19 protein-coding genes and 1 pseudogene are annotated in these 15,346 nt (G+C 55.1%); all 20 read left to right on the top strand.

Going from position 1 to position 15,346, the window contains the following annotated elements:
- Positions 1-24 precede the first annotated feature (24 nt).
- Positions 25-909 (top strand): GTPase family protein, encoded by an 885-nt coding sequence (locus tag QMG44_RS15170; RefSeq protein ID WP_281853173.1) that lies wholly within the window; start codon positions 25-27, stop codon positions 907-909.
- Positions 910-1,165: 256 nt separating this feature from the next.
- Positions 1,166-1,852 carry a YafY family protein gene (locus QMG44_RS15165; protein ID WP_281853172.1) on the top strand — a complete coding sequence of 229 codons (687 nt, stop codon included), beginning with the start codon at positions 1,166-1,168 and terminating at the stop codon, positions 1,850-1,852.
- 62 nt (positions 1,853-1,914) lie between these two features.
- Positions 1,915-2,379, top strand: a complete 465-nt coding sequence (locus tag QMG44_RS15160) for a hypothetical protein (RefSeq protein ID WP_281853171.1) — start codon at positions 1,915-1,917, stop codon at positions 2,377-2,379.
- Between the two features lie 57 nt (positions 2,380-2,436).
- A complete protein-coding gene (locus QMG44_RS15155; protein WP_281853170.1) occupies positions 2,437-2,949 on the top strand; it encodes a DUF4234 domain-containing protein in 513 nt (170 codons plus the stop codon).
- An 81-nt stretch (positions 2,950-3,030) separates the two neighbouring features.
- Positions 3,031-3,252, top strand: a complete 222-nt coding sequence (locus tag QMG44_RS15150; protein ID WP_281853169.1) for a hypothetical protein — start codon at positions 3,031-3,033, stop codon at positions 3,250-3,252.
- Between the two features lie 55 nt (positions 3,253-3,307).
- Positions 3,308-3,541 (top strand): DUF905 domain-containing protein, encoded by a 234-nt coding sequence (locus tag QMG44_RS15145; protein ID WP_281853168.1) that lies wholly within the window; start codon positions 3,308-3,310, stop codon positions 3,539-3,541.
- Between the two features lie 106 nt (positions 3,542-3,647).
- On the top strand, positions 3,648-4,466 hold the full coding sequence (locus QMG44_RS15140; RefSeq protein WP_281853167.1) for a DUF932 domain-containing protein: 819 nt from the start codon (positions 3,648-3,650) through the stop codon (positions 4,464-4,466).
- Positions 4,466-4,720 (top strand): hypothetical protein, encoded by a 255-nt coding sequence (locus QMG44_RS15135; RefSeq protein ID WP_281853166.1) that lies wholly within the window; start codon positions 4,466-4,468, stop codon positions 4,718-4,720. The genes QMG44_RS15140 and QMG44_RS15135 overlap by 1 nt, the downstream gene beginning before the upstream one ends.
- 16 nt (positions 4,721-4,736) lie before the next feature.
- Positions 4,737-5,222 (top strand): antirestriction protein, encoded by a 486-nt coding sequence (locus QMG44_RS15130; protein WP_281853165.1) that lies wholly within the window; start codon positions 4,737-4,739, stop codon positions 5,220-5,222.
- 11 nt (positions 5,223-5,233) lie between these two features.
- A complete protein-coding gene (radC, locus tag QMG44_RS15125; RefSeq protein WP_281853164.1) occupies positions 5,234-5,713 on the top strand; it encodes a DNA repair protein RadC in 480 nt (159 codons plus the stop codon).
- Positions 5,714-5,732: 19 nt separating this feature from the next.
- Entirely contained in the window at positions 5,733-5,954 is a 222-nt protein-coding gene (locus QMG44_RS15120; protein ID WP_281853163.1) for a DUF987 domain-containing protein, read from the top strand.
- 26 nt (positions 5,955-5,980) lie between these two features.
- Positions 5,981-6,625: an antitoxin of toxin-antitoxin stability system gene (locus QMG44_RS15115; protein WP_281853162.1), complete on the top strand. Its 645-nt coding sequence runs from the start codon at positions 5,981-5,983 to the stop codon at positions 6,623-6,625.
- Between the two features lie 50 nt (positions 6,626-6,675).
- Positions 6,676-7,032 carry a type IV toxin-antitoxin system YeeU family antitoxin gene (locus QMG44_RS15110; protein WP_281853161.1) on the top strand — a complete coding sequence of 119 codons (357 nt, stop codon included), beginning with the start codon at positions 6,676-6,678 and terminating at the stop codon, positions 7,030-7,032.
- Positions 7,033-7,072: 40 nt separating this feature from the next.
- Positions 7,073-7,450, top strand: coding sequence for a TA system toxin CbtA family protein (locus QMG44_RS15105; RefSeq protein WP_281853160.1), 378 nt, complete (start codon positions 7,073-7,075; stop codon positions 7,448-7,450).
- Positions 7,447-7,938, top strand: coding sequence for a DUF5983 family protein (locus QMG44_RS15100; protein ID WP_281853159.1), 492 nt, complete (start codon positions 7,447-7,449; stop codon positions 7,936-7,938). Before QMG44_RS15105 ends, QMG44_RS15100 begins: the two co-directional genes overlap by 4 nt.
- Before the next feature lie 29 nt (positions 7,939-7,967).
- Complete coding sequence (locus QMG44_RS15095) at positions 7,968-8,171, top strand: hypothetical protein (protein ID WP_281853158.1); 204 nt, start codon at positions 7,968-7,970, stop codon at positions 8,169-8,171.
- Positions 8,172-8,251: 80 nt separating this feature from the next.
- Positions 8,252-9,094 carry a DUF4942 domain-containing protein gene (locus tag QMG44_RS15090; protein ID WP_281853157.1) on the top strand — a complete coding sequence of 281 codons (843 nt, stop codon included), beginning with the start codon at positions 8,252-8,254 and terminating at the stop codon, positions 9,092-9,094.
- Between the two features lie 582 nt (positions 9,095-9,676).
- A pseudogene (locus QMG44_RS15085) lies at positions 9,677-10,045 on the top strand (hypothetical protein); the annotation flags it as partial.
- 565 nt (positions 10,046-10,610) lie between these two features.
- Complete coding sequence (locus QMG44_RS15080; protein ID WP_020883737.1) at positions 10,611-11,048, top strand: DcrB-related protein; 438 nt, start codon at positions 10,611-10,613, stop codon at positions 11,046-11,048.
- 17 nt (positions 11,049-11,065) lie between these two features.
- Positions 11,066-15,328: an RHS repeat-associated core domain-containing protein gene (locus QMG44_RS15075; protein ID WP_086532140.1), complete on the top strand. Its 4,263-nt coding sequence runs from the start codon at positions 11,066-11,068 to the stop codon at positions 15,326-15,328.
- Positions 15,329-15,346 lie beyond the last annotated feature (18 nt).

The following is a 15,346-nucleotide window of genomic DNA, read 5'->3' as shown; positions in this document are numbered from 1 at the left end:
GTTATTTCACTCACGGAGGTTAATGTGTCCGATAAAACCGAACAGGGTCTTGATGTCCTGAAGCAACAGCTGTCTCTCCTGCCCGAAACACTTTCCCGCACAATACTGAACCGCATCCGACAGCACATCCATTACGAGCCAGTCATTGGCATCATGGGTAAAACAGGCAGTGGAAAAAGTTCTCTCTGCAACGCCCTCTTTCAGCAGCCCCTCAGCCCGGTCAGCGATGTACAGGGGTGTACACGCGAACCGCTTCGCTTCACGCTCGATGTGGGTGGGCGCAGCATGACGCTGGTCGATTTACCCGGTGCCGGTGAATCTCTGGACTATGACCGTGAATACCGGCAGCTGTATAAAGAGCAATTAACGAAGCTGGATCTTATTCTCTGGGTGATGAAAGCGGATGACCGGGCCTGTGCGACCGATGAGGTGTTTCACCGTTTCCTGCTCAAATGTGGTGTCTCGCCGGGCAGTATTGTCTTTATCATCAACCAGGCCGATAAGGCGGAACCGTCGCTGGAATGGGACAGGGAAGCGCGTCAGCCCTCCACAGGCCAGTTGCTGACGCTGACTGCGCGAAGCGCTGCTGTCTCACGGCAGTTCTCCTGTCCTTATCCGGTGCATGCGGTGTCGGCAAAAACCGGCTACAACCTGGCCCGCCTGGTCGAAACCATGATATTCGCCCTGCCACCGGAGGCCAGCAGCGGCGTGTTTCGTCAGGTCAGGGAAGAGTACAGGACCACGGAAGCAGAAAGTACCGCCCGGAAGGATTTTGGCGAGCTGCTGGGTGAGTTGTTCAGCCGGATAGTGGACACCATTCCACTGCCAAAATCGGTCCGGGAAGCGCTGGGAACGATCCGCGACGGCATTGTTAATGCCGCCTCTGTACTCTGGCACTGGTTTTTCTGAACCCGGCGGACAGCGCAATGGCTGCGCAGAAACCGCCCGGCCAGGCGAAAGACAATGGCCTCCATAGCGTCAGGATGTGTCATTTCAGTGTCTTATTTTTCACCGTGGCGGTTAACCCATTGTTTATACGCCGGTTTTGTTTGCGCTGAATGACCACTTTTCTTCACCGCCACTACCCGCGATGGACATAACGTGTCCATCGCTTCCTGCATAATAACCCCATGAAATACCGACCCGTTTTTCACATGGAGCGCTCATGCCACGCGCAGATGAAGAGAACCGCTATGACCGGATGGCCGTCAGACTGTCGGTCATCATCAGCCGGTTAATGGCCGGAGAAACGCTGAACCTGCAGACGCTGTCCGGGGAGTTCGGCGTTTCTCAGCGCACCCTGCGCCGCGATTTTTATCAGCGGCTGGCCCACCTCGATATTATCGGGGAGAACGGTACGTACCGGATCAGCGAAAGCACCTTGCGTGATTATTCTCCTGGGGCATTGTCCTTTGCCCGCAGTACCGGTATCGCCCGCATCATCCCGTCGCAGAGCCGACGCCTGATGCACCTGCTGATGAATGAAACCGGCACCTCGCCCTGTTTTATCTGGCACGACTCACCGCCATCGTGGGCATACGCGGACAGCTTTCATCGTCTGGCCGAAGCCATTCATCACCATCAGGTCGTCTGTCTGCTGGTCGGCGGCGTGCGTCACGATACCCTGGAGCCATACCGTCTGATTTACCGGCACCAGCACTGGTATCTGGTTGCCTGCCAGCACGGTAGCCTCCGGGTATTCCGGCTGGAGGAAATTATCTCGGTCTCACCGTCGGTGCAGACCTTCCGTCGCCGGAGCGACATTTGTTCGCTTATCACCGAAGAGAGCTTTATCAGTGCACTTCCCCATTTTCGCTTTATCAGCGATGTCCTTAGCACGTTTAAGGTATGACGCACATCCTCATCAGACCATCTCAATGCGGTATTTCTCTTGTTTACTTAAGGAAAATTATCATGTCGTTAAAACCCTTCATTCCTCTTACCCTCGTGCTCTGTGTCTCCGGCCAGGCGCTGGCGTTCGGTAATCACGACGCCTGGAGCAGCGGCTTCGCACAGGGCACAGCAGAATACAACATCCTCAGCAAGGGACAGTCACAGCTGTATCTCGCCTGCGACAGCTCGGGTTCACAGGCTGCCACCATCATCTTCACCGACGTGAGGGGCCATCAGGTCAGCATGGACAGCGGCCAGACCCTGACCATGAAAATCGATAATGCCGAAGAGGCCGACATCAGCGAGAGCGACTCTCACGTGGGGGAAGACAACCTCATGTGGGCATGGAACCAGCTTCGTACCGGCAAGCGCGTGGTCGTCTCCGGCTCAGGTGCAAAACCGACCGTTTTCACGCTGAATGGCGCTGCCGGGGTGATACCGGCGTTCGGCGATAACGGCTGTGTTGCGAAGTTTGACGTGCCGTAATCCCATATTCACCCGCACTCATTTTTATCAACCCACGGTATAACAAGGAAAATCTCAATGACCGATATTTCGACACTCAGCCAGCGACTGGCAACCCCAACCCTGCATTTTGTACTGCTCACCGTCGCCACCTGCGGCATCTGGCCGCTGCTCTGGCTGTACCGGAAACAGCAGATTATCAGCGAGACCACCGGTTACCCGTTAAGCGGAGATATCTTCGTTATCTGGCTCGCCGTCTGTTTTGGGCTCGGGCGACAGTTCGGCGTGATGGCCTCACCGGGCCTGGCAGGCTACGACACGGGCAGCGATACGTTGCTGACCTTAAGCGGCCTGCTGTCGCTCGCCTGTGGTGTGATGTACATCGTCTGGGCCTTTAAGGCCCGTGCCGCACTGCGTCACTATGCGCTGAACACCTTCCGTTTCGACCTGAAGATGAACGCGTTCTGGACCGTCATTTTCAACGTTTTCTACATCACGTACTGCATCAACGACATGCCACAGGCGCTGGCGAAACACCGGATTATTCATGGTCAGGCCCCCGTGCCACCAGAATCTCCGTCGCCGCACTAATACGCCGTCTCTTCTTTACCCGGCCGGGGCATTCCCATATGCCCCTGATTCATCCGGCTCCTCCCTCTGAGATTTGACTCAATGACATTACTGAAAATGGTGCTCAACGCCCTGCGTCAGGTGCTGACGTGGTGCGCCAGCAGCCGGGCGCAGCAGTTTGTGGAAGACCACTTCCGCGAAGAAGGCTATGACGAAGAAAGTATTTACATCGCCAGACAGGCGGCACCCCTGCTCGCAGGTGCCTTAATCACGGCCCTGATGGAGCAGATACTGCAGCTTATAGCCACACACTTAACCCACTGATGCCCTGCTCACTGAGCGGGGCATTTTGTTTTATGCCATTCATCAGGAGATGACGATGCACAACACCGACAGCCCGTTGCTGCCAGAAGGCCCGTTTACCCGCAGACAGGCCGGTGTCGTGGTAGCCGCGTATCAGAACGTCACTATTGAAGATGACCAGGGGGCGCATTTTCGCCTTGTCATCCGCAGCAGTGAGGGCCAGTTGATCTGGCGGGCGTGGAATTTTGAAGCCAGCGCAGGGGATTGGCTTAACCGCTATCTGCTCAGTCACGGGCTCCCCCGGCACTGACGTCCCACCACTGACCCCACCAGAAACCACACCAACAGGCCATGCTCCCACAGGAGCATGGCTTTTTTGTTTATGCCGTTAAATCAACCAACGAAGGAAATTAACCATGCGATTAGCCAGCCGCTTCGGGCGGACAAACCAGATACGCCGCGACCGCCCCTTAACCCGTGAAGAACTGATGCAGCATGTTCCCAGCGTGTTCGGCGAAGACAAGCACGGCTCCCGCTCTGAGCGTTACAGCTACATCCCGACGATTACCCTGCTGGAGAACCTGCAACGAGAAGGATTCCAGCCGTTCTTTGCCTGCCAGTCACGCGTTCGTGACCCGGATCGCCGGGAACACACCAAACACCTGCTCCGCTTGCGTCGGGCGGGCCAGATAAACGGTCAGCATGTTCCTGAAATCATTATTCTTAATTCCCATGGAGGCGAGTCCAGCTTTCAGCTTTTGCCGGGATACTTCCGAAGCGTCTGTACCAACAGCCTCGTCTGTGGGCAGTCGTTTGGCGAAATCAGGGTTCCTCACCGGGGCAATGTGGCGGAGAAGGTCATTGAAGGCGCTTATGAGGTGTTGGGCGTCTTTGACCGGGTGGAAGAGAAGCGCGATGCGATGGAGTCGCTACTGTTACCCCCACCAGCACAACACGCCCTGGCAGAAGCGGCGCTGACATACCGTTTTGGCGAAGAACACCAGCCTGTAACCGCCACGCAGATACTGACACCCCGACGCTATGAAGATCGCAAGGATGATCTGTGGTCGGTCTTCAATCGTTGCCAGGAAAACCTGCTGAAAGGCGGTCTGCCTGGTCGTACCGCGAAGGGCAAACGTACCCATACCCGTGCGGTTAACGGCATCGACGGCGACGTTAAGTTAAACAGGGCGCTCTGGGTGATGGCGGAAAGTCTTCTGGAGACGCTGAAGTAATGCCGCACATCCCTGATGGCAGTCATCAGGTTACGCCATACCCGTTCGTCCTGCTGAATCTGCCGGGCTGTCGTTCCATCTCAGATGACGACCTGTGCGCCTGGTGCACACATCTTCTCTACCGACCCGGAGAACTCAGCCTCTGTCGGTTAAGTCTTCCTGAAGGCCACTGGCCATCACGCTGTGATGAGGATGGATATGCGCAGTCCTGCCCGTCACTCCTGCTAAACCCGCATCCCCAACCCCATAAATAAACAAGGAAAAATTAAAATGACTGACATGATTAACCTTAACGACGCTCTCCCGCTACCGCCACAATCTGCCAGTACAGGATCTGCACCCGCGCTGACCGCCACGCTCGTCGCAGATGAACAGCGTGTGGGGTTCTGGCCGCAGCACTTCGGCAGCATCCCGCAGTGGATCACCCTCGAACCACATATCTTCGCGTGGATGGACCGCTTCTGCACCGACTACAGCGGCGGCATCTGGCAGTTTTACACGCTGAGCAACGGCGGCGCGTTTATGGCCCCGGAAGCGAATGAGGATACCGATGAACAATGGTCGCTGTTCAACACCCTGAATGGTAACGGCGGTGAGCTCAGCAGCGAGGCTGCCGGGATAGCGGTCTGTCTGATGACTTACAGTCACCACGCCATGCGCACCGAATGCGACGCCATGACGGAGCACTATTACCGTCTGCGGGACTACGCGCTGGCTCACGCAGAATGCAGCGCCATCATGCACATCATCGACTGAGGTCAGTCACTATGGAACAACAATTACCGCTGTTTGCCCGTGAACTGGCCCCAGCCGATCAGCAGACGGTCAGGGAAGCGTTAACCCTGCTGGAATGCCAGTTACGCGAACCTGGCGCATCATTTACCTCCAGCCATGCCGTTCGTGACTGGTTACGTCTGCAGCTCGCTTCACTGGAGCGCGAAGAATTTACCGCACTCTTCCTCGATAACCAGCATCGCCTGATAGCTCACGAAACACTCTTCACCGGCACCATCAACCATACGCAGGTCCATCCCCGAGAAGTGGTGAAAGCGGGGCTGAAGCATAACTGCGCCGCTGTCATTGTGGCGCACTGCCACCCATCAGGGGTCGCCGAACCCAGCAATGCCGACCGTCAGGTCACTACGCGTATTCAGCAGGCGCTGGACCTGGTTGATATTCGTTTGCTGGACCATCTGGTGATCGGCGGCATGGATATCACCTCGTTTGCAGAGCGTGGCTGGCTGTAGCACAACAGGAGTTAACAATTTGAAAATCATCAGCAAACGTCAGGCGATGACGATATACCGCCAGCACCCGCAGTCCCGGCTGTTTCGCTTCTGCACGGGTAAATACAAATGGTCCGGCAGCGTCTGCCACTACGCCAGGCAGGAAGTGCAGGACATCAGCGGTGTGCTGGCGGTGTTCGCAGAGCGCCGTCAGGAGCGCAATGGCCCGTATGTCACCCTGCGTTGCGTCACGCTGAACTGAATCACCGCAGATAAAGGCAAAATCTCATGAGCAACATTATCACCATCACCGTCTATACACTGGATGAACTCTCTGCCACCGCCCGTGAAAAGGCGCGTACCTGGTATCGTGAGCAGGCGCTGAACGATGACTGGTATCAGTCCGTGTTTGACGATTTTCGCGACATCTGCAGCATCCTCGGTGTGGAAATCAGGACGTACACGGTGCTTCTCCGGTCTGGCGGCAATCGTCAGCACCCCGCTATCTGGTTCAGCGGCTTCTGCCATCAGGGGGACGGAGCCTGTTTTGAAGGCGATTACACCTGGCAGCAGCAGGCCGTATACCAACTCAGGGAACGCTATCCTGAAGACGCAGACCTTCACCGAATAGCCGATTCACTGCAGGCTATCCAGTTACACAACGACGGCCAGCTTCGCGCCAGTATCCGCCATCATGGACGATACTGCCATGAAAACGGCATGACCATTACGGTCGAACACCACAGCCCCTCCGGGCAGGACATGACAGCAGACAGTGAGGCGGCGGTAACTGAAGCCATCCGGGAGCTGGCCCGCTGGTTATATGGCTGGCTGGAAAGCGATTACGAATGGCGGACTTCTGATGTCGTAACAGACCAGTCCATCCGTTCCGGTCAATACACCTTCACCGGATGCGGTCAGCGTTTCGGCTGACCGCATCCCCTTTAAATATCTCTTAATCCACTTTTTAGCGAGGCTTAACCATGCCTGATATCCCTGCCACAAATGACAACATGAACGCGCCGCGCTGGGGTCTTCAGCGCGATATCACCCCGAGTTTTGGCGCACGCCTGGTCCAGGAGGGCAACCGGCTGCACTACCTGGCTGACCGCGCCAGCATCACCGGTCAGTTCAGCGATGCAGATTTACGCCATCTCGACCAGGCGTTTCCCGCACTGTTGAAGCAGATGGAGTTGATGCTGATTTCCGGTGAACTTAATCCCCGTCATCGGCACTGCGTCACGCTGCATGCAAAAGGTCTGGTATGTGAGGCCGACACCCTCGGCAGTTGCGGCTATCTCTATATAGCGATTTATCCAACGCCAGCAACAACCGCGTAAATCCCACCTGAGTTCCACCAACCCACAAAGAGAACCTGCAATGAGAACCTTACCGATATTCCCGAAACGGGCGGCACAGTTACGACTGTCACCTGTTGCCGTATGGCAGCGCCTCCTGAGCCACCTGCTGGACCACCACTACGGCCTGACGCTGAACGACACGCCGTTTGGCGACGACGGCGTGATCCAGGACCACATCAACGCCGGGATCTCACTGTGCGACGCGGTGAACTTTATCGTGGAGAAGTACGATCTGGTACGCACCGATCGTCACGGCTTCAGCGCGAAAACACAGTCACCACTTATCAGCAGTATCGATATTCTCCGGGCACGGAAAGCAACCGGGCTGATGACCCGCAACGGGTACAAAGTGGTGAGCGATATCACCACCGGCAAATACCGAGAGGTGCAACCATGAAGCTGTCCCTGACGGTAGAAGCCGATACCGTCACTATACTGGCCCTCAACATGGGCCGGATCGCCGTGGATATTGACGGGATTGAACTGGCTGACCTGATCAATGTGGTCTGTGACAACGGTTATTCGCTTCGTGTTGCTGATGCCCCAGGAAAACTGGTCGTTGAAGATCCGCTTCCGTCTGTTGCTCGCGTTAACGGTATCCAGTGCAGTACCGCACATATCACCAGCGAGGATAATACTGTCCTGGACCAGATGTCTCTCCAGTATCACGACGGCAGCAACAGCGACTGGATACTGTACACCGGCTACGGCTGGCTGCTCAGGCTCAACGCCCGCTTATACCCGGTACTCGAGCTGAAACGAATGGGGTTATCCAGGGCCTGTCGTCGTCTGGTGGTAACACTTATGCGTCGTTACTCCGTTGGCATCATCCACCTTGATGCCTCTGGTGAGCTGTTACCTGGCTTTGCCACCTTTGACTGGTAACCCAGTCTCAATCATCACAAGGCGTTCTGATGCCAGAATTAACCACTGAAGTCGCTCTCAACATTATGATTGACTGGCTGCAGGACAATATCAATTGCGGTACGGAGATCATCTTCGACAACAACGAAGACAATACCAGTTCAGCAGCACTGCTGCCCTGGATTGAACAGGCACTACAGGACGTTCACGATCTCCGCCATCTGCTGCTTCTGCAACAGTCCAGGACAGATTAGCCACCGAACCATACTCAGCGTACATGCATAAGCGCCAGCCCTTACCGGCTGGCGTTTTGCTTTATATAAAGGGAGAAATGATGTCAGACTTTACCCTCACCGAACCTGAAGTTTTGACCGACCATACAGATGTGATTTGCTCCACCAGCATTGAACGCATCGTGACGGGACGTAACACCGCACTGGCACAGATTGAGATGGTGATACAGCAACTTGACGATATCTCGATGCTGACCAACAGTATCGGGGGCAAAAGTGCTCTGGACTGGGCTATGAAGCAGGATTTCCGCTGTAGTTGCTGGCTGATGGAGAAAAGAGAAGCGGCGATGAAAGCCATTACACGCAACATCGATCGCAGCATCTGGCGTGATCTGATGAATCAGTCCGGTATGCTGAGCCTCATGGATGCCCAGGCCCGCGACGAGTGGTATAAAAGCCTTGAGAAAGACGATATCCCGGAGATCTCTGAAGACAATATTCTTAGTACCTTTGAGCAATTACACCTGAATAAAGGCGAGGTGTTTGAGCGGGGCGTTATAAATGTGTTCAAAAGCTTATCGTGGGACTATCAGACGAACTCGCCCTGCAAGTTTGGCACAAAAATCATCGTGACGGGACTGGTCAAATATGACCGATGGGGATTTGGACTTAACTGGGGATGGCAGCGTGACCGTCTGGCGGATCTTGAGCGTATGCTGATGCTTCTGGATGGGAAGCCGGCTCCCGATAACCGCGCTGACATTACCCGTCGTCTTGCAGACCATATCCATGCTAATCGGCACAGCAATCGTTATGAGGATGAGATGTTTACAATCAAATACTTTCAGAAGGGAACGGCGCATATCACCTTTAATCGGCCAGAGCTGGTCGATAAGCTGAATGACATTATCGCCCGGCACTATCCGGGGGCACTACCATCCTAAACTTGATGTAGAATAAGACGGTCGGTAGTTGGCTTCCTGATTTGGTCATCCAACTTGTGTGGTTTGTTGCTGAAATGAAGCGAAGCGAATTTTGTATAGCAATGTGTATAGGGTTTGTTTTGTTGTTTTTTAACGTCTTGAAATTGTTTGGTTGTTAATCTCTGTTCTATTCCCTTCGCCCGCTCCAGATTACTGATAAATAAGATTATTGTTTATCAGATAGTTAATTTTCTCCGCTAATGCAGATACCGCCGTAACTACACATTGCACGATCGCCGCGACTGTCGTGTGGTTGGTATGGAGTAGTCGGGAGCATAGCGATGGGCTGCTAGTTATTTCAACATTCTTTCTGCGACACTCTGGTAACCAACAAAAACCACCTACAGCATCATCCTGAAGACTTTTAGTGAAGTGCATTTTATCCCGATTCCCTTGCTCGATCGCCGCGAGATGCCGCAGGAAATAAACAGGTTTATGGTGTACACGGTACTTGCAGACCATATGCAAGCGTTGCCAACGGTTCGGCCTCGTTCCCATTGGGTTTATGGATCCTGATAAGTCTCGCTAATTGATATAACCCTGCTGAAGTTGTTGATGAAGTCGGTGACAATGTACGACTCAAAGTACTATCTAGGATTGCAGATTGCAGATTGCAGATTGCAGATTGCAGACATCCTGACTGGGGTTGCGAACTCCGGGTTTTTGCAGTATCTGAATACAAGGTTAGAACTATCAGTGGCTAAATAGCTTGCCTTTGCACGGATGGCTGCTCTGTTTGGCTGGTATATCTTCCATTACGATACGTTCCCGAATAAGAATTTTAATAGTTGGTATTTTCCACAAGAGGTGCGAGCTATACCGGGCCCCAGGAGTATTCGCCCAGATTATAGCGTTCCGGTGGTTAAGTGGGGGGAGCTGGTCTGCTCTACCATTAACACAAGATGGATGTGAGTGGAAAATTTGATGACTTACAATGAACCAGACCCCGTAACAAAACGTGTATTGCCGCGAGCTGAGTACACGAGAAACTATGTAGCAAAGTTGGCACAAATAGCGCGGATAAAACAGCTCACTGCGTATATGAATTGTTTTGCTGAGCGAGGTGATTGAAGCGCCCCGAATCCTTCTACGAAAGAAGACTCACTCAAGCTACTGCATGTACGCCAAATGCGTATGAGATAGGATGCAAGTGCTGGAGTGTAACTTTGAGGAACTGTACGAACATGCAGATGCTGGCTTGAAATGTGCTGGCGTGGAGAGACTTTTGAGTTGAGAGTGGGCGGCTGAGTTTGATATTACTGAACTGAATGCGTTATAGGAGTGGTTCTTAAACTGTGCCAGATTTTTGTTGGACTTTTGCTGCATACCAGTAACCCTCCCTCGTCGGCTTCTCCGGTATGGGCAATGGCTTCAGCGGTCTGGTGACGGGGATTCTCTGAACTAAAAGGGAGTAGCCACTTACGATGCTGTTATGCGAAACTTACCGCTTCTGAAAAAATGTGGTGGGACCCGCTCAATGTCAGAACATTCTCCGCAATGTCTTTTTAATGAAGGACTCATAAATTTTCCTGATGGTTATCAGGATCGTACCGTCAATGTTTTCGTTCCGCCAGTTGCTGAAGCTCCGGCATTCAATATCTCCCGCGATACCCTCAATCCCGGCGAAGCGCTTGCAGCCTATATCGATCGCCAGTTAGCCCTGATGGAAAAACACCTCAAGGGCTGGAAACAGAGCGCGCGCAACGCTGTAACACTGGGCGATAACCTTTTACAGGGTGAAATCGTCCATGCCAGCTACCTGCGCGACGGTAAACGCATCTGGCAGCAGCAGGCCGTATTTAATGCCAACACTGATAAGGTGTTGGTTTTTACCATGACCTGTTCTCGCACACTGAGTGATGCTGACAGCACACTGCTAGGTGGTCTTCTCAGGAGCTTTCGCTTCCACAATTAACATCAGGGACAGTTGTTATGTTTGAAGCTGCGCGCGTTGATGATGATATCGGGCACTCCGGTGCACTGGCTGGGATGATTGCCGGAACGATTGTCGGCGGCCTGATTGCGGCAGCCGGGGGAATTCTGGCAGGCGCGATGTTTATAGCTGGCCTTGGTGCGTCTTGTCTTGGCGTGGGCATCCTGCTTGTTGGTGCCAGCCTTGCTGTCGGATATTACACCGGGGAGTTGGCGACCGCCGCCAGGGATAGTATTGCGGATGCAGGTGCATCGAGTATGACGAAAAAAGGCGTCATAACCTCCGGCTCGCACAATGTTTTTATCAACGGTAAAGCCGCCGGCATTGCCACTGACAGCACCGTCGATTGTTCTGACGACGGTTCGCAGCAGATGGCTGAAGGATCCTCGCGCGTCTCTATCAATAACATGCCTGCGGCGCGCATCGGAGATCGGACCACCTGCGATGCGAAGGTGATGACCGGTTCAAACAATGTCATTATCGGAGGTGACCCGCAGCAAACTCTGCCCATTCAGTCTGAGGTCCCCGAGTGGCTGTATAAAGTCTCGGATCTTACCCTGCTGTTCGCCGGACTGCTCGGCGGCTGGGGCGGTGCGGCCGGTAAAGTTGGGGCACTGTCGAAGCTGCTGGGTAAAATCCCCGGCATCAATAAACTGGCCCGTATCGCCTGCCGTGCCGGCACGCTTATGACCGGTGTTGCCGCGGCGGGGATCATTGCCCGCCCAGTGGATATCGTCAGTGGACAGAAGTTTCTCAGCGGGGATGATGAGCTGGATTTCGTCCTGCCTTCGCGTCTGCCCGTGCGATGGCAGCGCTACTGGCGTAGCGGCAACCCCAGTGACAGCGTTCTTGGTCGCGGCTGGAGCCTGTTCTGGGAAAGCCGTTTGGAGCATTATCAGGACGGCCTGGTATGGCGCGCACCGTCCGGCGATTACATTACCTTTCCGAGGGTGCCTAAAGGGCTGCGAACCTACTGCGAAAGTGAAAAAAACTGGCTTGAACATCACCAGGACGACAGCTGGTCGGTGTATGGCGTCAGCGGTGAGCGCTGGCACTATGCACCGCTGCAGGATGGTGCCCCGTCACTGCTGCAGCGCATCTCCGAACCCTGCGGTAGCGCTATCCTTTTCGAGTGGAATGCGGATAGTACCTTACATGCACTAACCGACAGCGCAGGCCAGCGTGTGGTCTGCCGCTACGACGGTGACAGGCTCGCCAGCACCTGGCTAGATGACGAGATATGCCTGGTCAGTTACGCTTATGATGAACAGCGCCAACTGGTCTCCGTGATCGGCCGGGGCGGCAGCGTGCGCCGATGCTTCCGCTGGCAGGACGGGCTGATGAGCGCCCATGAAGATCCCAACGGACTGCTGAGCGAATACCGCTGGCGGGAGATTGACGGTCTGCCGCGCGTGGTCGGCTTCCGCCATAGCGGCGGCGAACAACTGACGTTCGAATATGATTTTGAGAGTGGGATTCGTCGGGCCATCCGTGATGACGGCGCGCAGGCGCACTGGCTCATTGATGACGATGATAACGTCGCACGCTTCACGGATTACGACGGCCGCCAGACGACGTTTGTCTACCGCGACGGCGAACTTTGCGACGTCATTCTGCCCGGCGGTGCGATGCGCCGCAGCACGTGGGATAAATACGGACGCATGACCAGCGAGACGGACCCGGCTGGCCGCCGCACGGAATATCACTGGCATCGTCTGAGTGACCGTATCACCCGGACGGTGTACCCGGACGGTACATCCTTGCAGGCCATGTATGACTTCCGAGGTCGCCTGCTGTCGGAAACGGATCCGGCCGGTAACGCCACCGCGTATCGCTATCCCGATGATGAAGAAAGGCTGCCGGAGAGCATCATCGATGCCATTGGTGGCGTGGTGCATCTTGTCTGGAACCATCAGGGGCTGCTGATGCAACGCACCGACTGTTCCGGCAGCGTGACCAGCTTCACATATGACCGTTTCGGACAGTTGATAACCAGTCAGGATGCGGAAGGGAATATTACACGTCGGGAATGGAGCCGTGCCGGGCTGCTGAGTGCCGTGATCCACCCGGACGGAAGTCGCGAGTCGCTGATGTGGAACGAACGCGGCCAGCTCACGGGCTGGCGTGACCCACTGGAAAGCGAGGTAAGCTGGGCATATAACGCGCTCGGCCTCCCCATAAGCCTCACCGACCGAATTGGCCGCGTGCGCCGCTGGGACTACGACCCGCGCGGTAACCTGCTACGACTCGATAACGGCAACGGCGCGGAATACCGCTTCACTTATGACGCCGTGGGACGCCCACTCAGCGAAAGGCGCCCCGACGAGATCGTGCGCCATATGGAATGGGACGCGCGGGGTTTCCTCTGCGCGCTCGAAGAAAACGGACAGCCTGCCGCCGATGGTGGCATCGCCCGTCGCGTCCAGCAGTTCAGATATGACGATAGTGGGCTGCTGCTTGGGCGCACTCACCGCCACGCGGAGTATAGCTTCTTCCGCGACCTGAGTGGCCAAATCACCCGCATCAGCCGCATGCCTACGGCCGAAGGCGTTGCTTTGGGTATCGAAAGCGATGAGATCGCTTACCGCCACGATGCCGGCGGGCGCGTGCTGAGCGAATCCGGCATCAACGGCGAGGTGGGCTACGAATGGGATGCGCTGAGCAATCTGACCACCCTGAAGCTGCCCGGCGAACAAAAGATGTCCTGGCTGCACTACGGCTCCGGCCACGTCAGCGCCATCCGCTTCGGGCAGCAACTAGTGACCGAGTTTACCCGCGACCACCTGCACCGAGAAGTTCGCCGCACTCAGGGCGCGCGCGAGCAGTTCCGCCGGTATGACAGCCTCGGCAGGCGAACCATGCAGCGCAGCGAATTGAGTACGAACGTCACCCTGCCGGAGCAGTCGCTCCTCGAGCGCCTGTATCGTTACACCGCGCGTGGTGAGCTTTCGGGTGTCAGCGACACCTTGCGGGGCGAAGTAAATTATGGTTACGACGCAGAAGGGCGTCTGCAGAAGCACTACGAAGCCCGCCTGGGGCATAAAAGCGCGCATTTCAGCTATGATGCTGCGGATAACCTCGCAGCTAGCGATGAAGATGCGCCGGTAACCGATAACCGCTTGCAGCACTGGCAGGCGCTGTTTATGAAATACGACCACTGGGGTAACCTGGTGAGTCGTCGCAATGGGCTGTATGAACAGCATTATGCTTGGGATGCCGAGAACCGGCTGGTGTCCGCGCGGGGAACCGGACCGGAAGGACGGTTTGAGGCTCGCTATCATTATGACGCGCTGGGCCGCCGTACGCGCAAAATCGTCACCACGGCGCATGGCATCACCGAGACGCGCTTCCTGTGGCAGGGCTACCGCCTGCTGCAGGAGCAGCAGGAAACCGGGATGTGCAGCACTTATGTTTATGACCCGAATGAAGCCTGGAGCCCGCTGGCACGGGTGGACCATCTTCGTAGCCAGAGCAGCGGTGAGATTTACTGGTTTAGTACTGACCTGAACGGCGCGCCGCTGGAGGTGACTGACGAACGTGGCGCGGTGCGCTGGAGCGGCCAGTATGGCAGTTTTGGAGAAGTCCGCTATCAGACTGTAGGGGCTACAAAGTTTGTTCAGCGCACGGCGATGGCGATGCCGCATCAGCCGCTTCGTTATGCTGGGCAGTATGCTGACGGTGAAACGGGGCTACACTTTAACCTGTTCCGCTACTACGACCCACAGGTTGGGCGGTTTATTGTCCAGGATCCTATTGGGCTGAATGGTGGGTGGAACCTTTATCAGTATGCGCCTAATCCGTATGGGTGGATTGATCCGTGGGGACTTTCTGCGCAAGATTTGGTTCGTTACAAACCAGATCCCACTCTTAGCGCGCAGCCGGGCGCCAGGGCGACAGCAATAAGCCGAGCATGGGGAGAAGAAAGAGAACTGGTTGCAGCTGGAGGAGGAAGCCGGGACTGGACGGCCGCTGAACGCGAAGTAATACTAAGTACAAAAAATAATCGCCAATTATCGTCGGTTATGTCCGAAATGGGCTATACAGGCCATCATATCAATAGTGTGAAAGGGAACGGTGTTTTAGGAGGAAAATGGCAAGGCGATCCAAGGAATATTGTATTTCTCCAGAATGCTAATCATCCAAGCGGCTATGATGAACATTTACATGGTTTGCAAGGTCACCGAGGAAGTTATGACACTCCAGGTAAAGGTCGATTGATAGACCGTAACCTGACCCGTAAGAATTTAAAGAGCTGTCAATAATATCAGTGAATGTGATAA

The organism is Enterobacter sp. 200527-13 (assembly GCF_027924865.1).
In the GTDB taxonomy this organism is placed as follows: domain Bacteria; phylum Pseudomonadota; class Gammaproteobacteria; order Enterobacterales; family Enterobacteriaceae; genus Enterobacter; species Enterobacter ludwigii.
Note: the sequence above shows the minus strand (reverse complement) of the source record. Positions and strands in the feature narration are given on the sequence as shown.

Excerpts from the sequence above, each read along its gene's own strand:
- QMG44_RS15165 (WP_281853172.1), top strand. The coding sequence starts at position 1,166 with ATGCCACGCGCAGATGAAGAGAACCGCTATGACCGGATGGCCGTCAGA.
- QMG44_RS15160 (WP_281853171.1), top strand. The coding sequence starts at position 1,915 with ATGTCGTTAAAACCCTTCATTCCTCTTACCCTCGTGCTCTGTGTCTCC.
- QMG44_RS15155 (WP_281853170.1), top strand. The coding sequence starts at position 2,437 with ATGACCGATATTTCGACACTCAGCCAGCGACTGGCAACCCCAACCCTG.
- QMG44_RS15150 (WP_281853169.1), top strand. The coding sequence starts at position 3,031 with ATGACATTACTGAAAATGGTGCTCAACGCCCTGCGTCAGGTGCTGACG.
- QMG44_RS15145 (WP_281853168.1), top strand. The coding sequence starts at position 3,308 with ATGCACAACACCGACAGCCCGTTGCTGCCAGAAGGCCCGTTTACCCGC.
- QMG44_RS15140 (WP_281853167.1), top strand. The coding sequence starts at position 3,648 with ATGCGATTAGCCAGCCGCTTCGGGCGGACAAACCAGATACGCCGCGAC.
- QMG44_RS15135 (WP_281853166.1), top strand. The coding sequence starts at position 4,466 with ATGCCGCACATCCCTGATGGCAGTCATCAGGTTACGCCATACCCGTTC.
- QMG44_RS15130 (WP_281853165.1), top strand. The coding sequence starts at position 4,737 with ATGACTGACATGATTAACCTTAACGACGCTCTCCCGCTACCGCCACAA.
- radC (WP_281853164.1), top strand. The coding sequence starts at position 5,234 with ATGGAACAACAATTACCGCTGTTTGCCCGTGAACTGGCCCCAGCCGAT.
- QMG44_RS15115 (WP_281853162.1), top strand. The coding sequence starts at position 5,981 with ATGAGCAACATTATCACCATCACCGTCTATACACTGGATGAACTCTCT.
- QMG44_RS15110 (WP_281853161.1), top strand. The coding sequence starts at position 6,676 with ATGCCTGATATCCCTGCCACAAATGACAACATGAACGCGCCGCGCTGG.
- QMG44_RS15105 (WP_281853160.1), top strand. The coding sequence starts at position 7,073 with ATGAGAACCTTACCGATATTCCCGAAACGGGCGGCACAGTTACGACTG.
- QMG44_RS15100 (WP_281853159.1), top strand. The coding sequence starts at position 7,447 with ATGAAGCTGTCCCTGACGGTAGAAGCCGATACCGTCACTATACTGGCC.
- QMG44_RS15095 (WP_281853158.1), top strand. The coding sequence starts at position 7,968 with ATGCCAGAATTAACCACTGAAGTCGCTCTCAACATTATGATTGACTGG.
- QMG44_RS15090 (WP_281853157.1), top strand. The coding sequence starts at position 8,252 with ATGTCAGACTTTACCCTCACCGAACCTGAAGTTTTGACCGACCATACA.
- QMG44_RS15080 (WP_020883737.1), top strand. The coding sequence starts at position 10,611 with ATGTCAGAACATTCTCCGCAATGTCTTTTTAATGAAGGACTCATAAAT.
- QMG44_RS15075 (WP_086532140.1), top strand. The coding sequence starts at position 11,066 with ATGTTTGAAGCTGCGCGCGTTGATGATGATATCGGGCACTCCGGTGCA.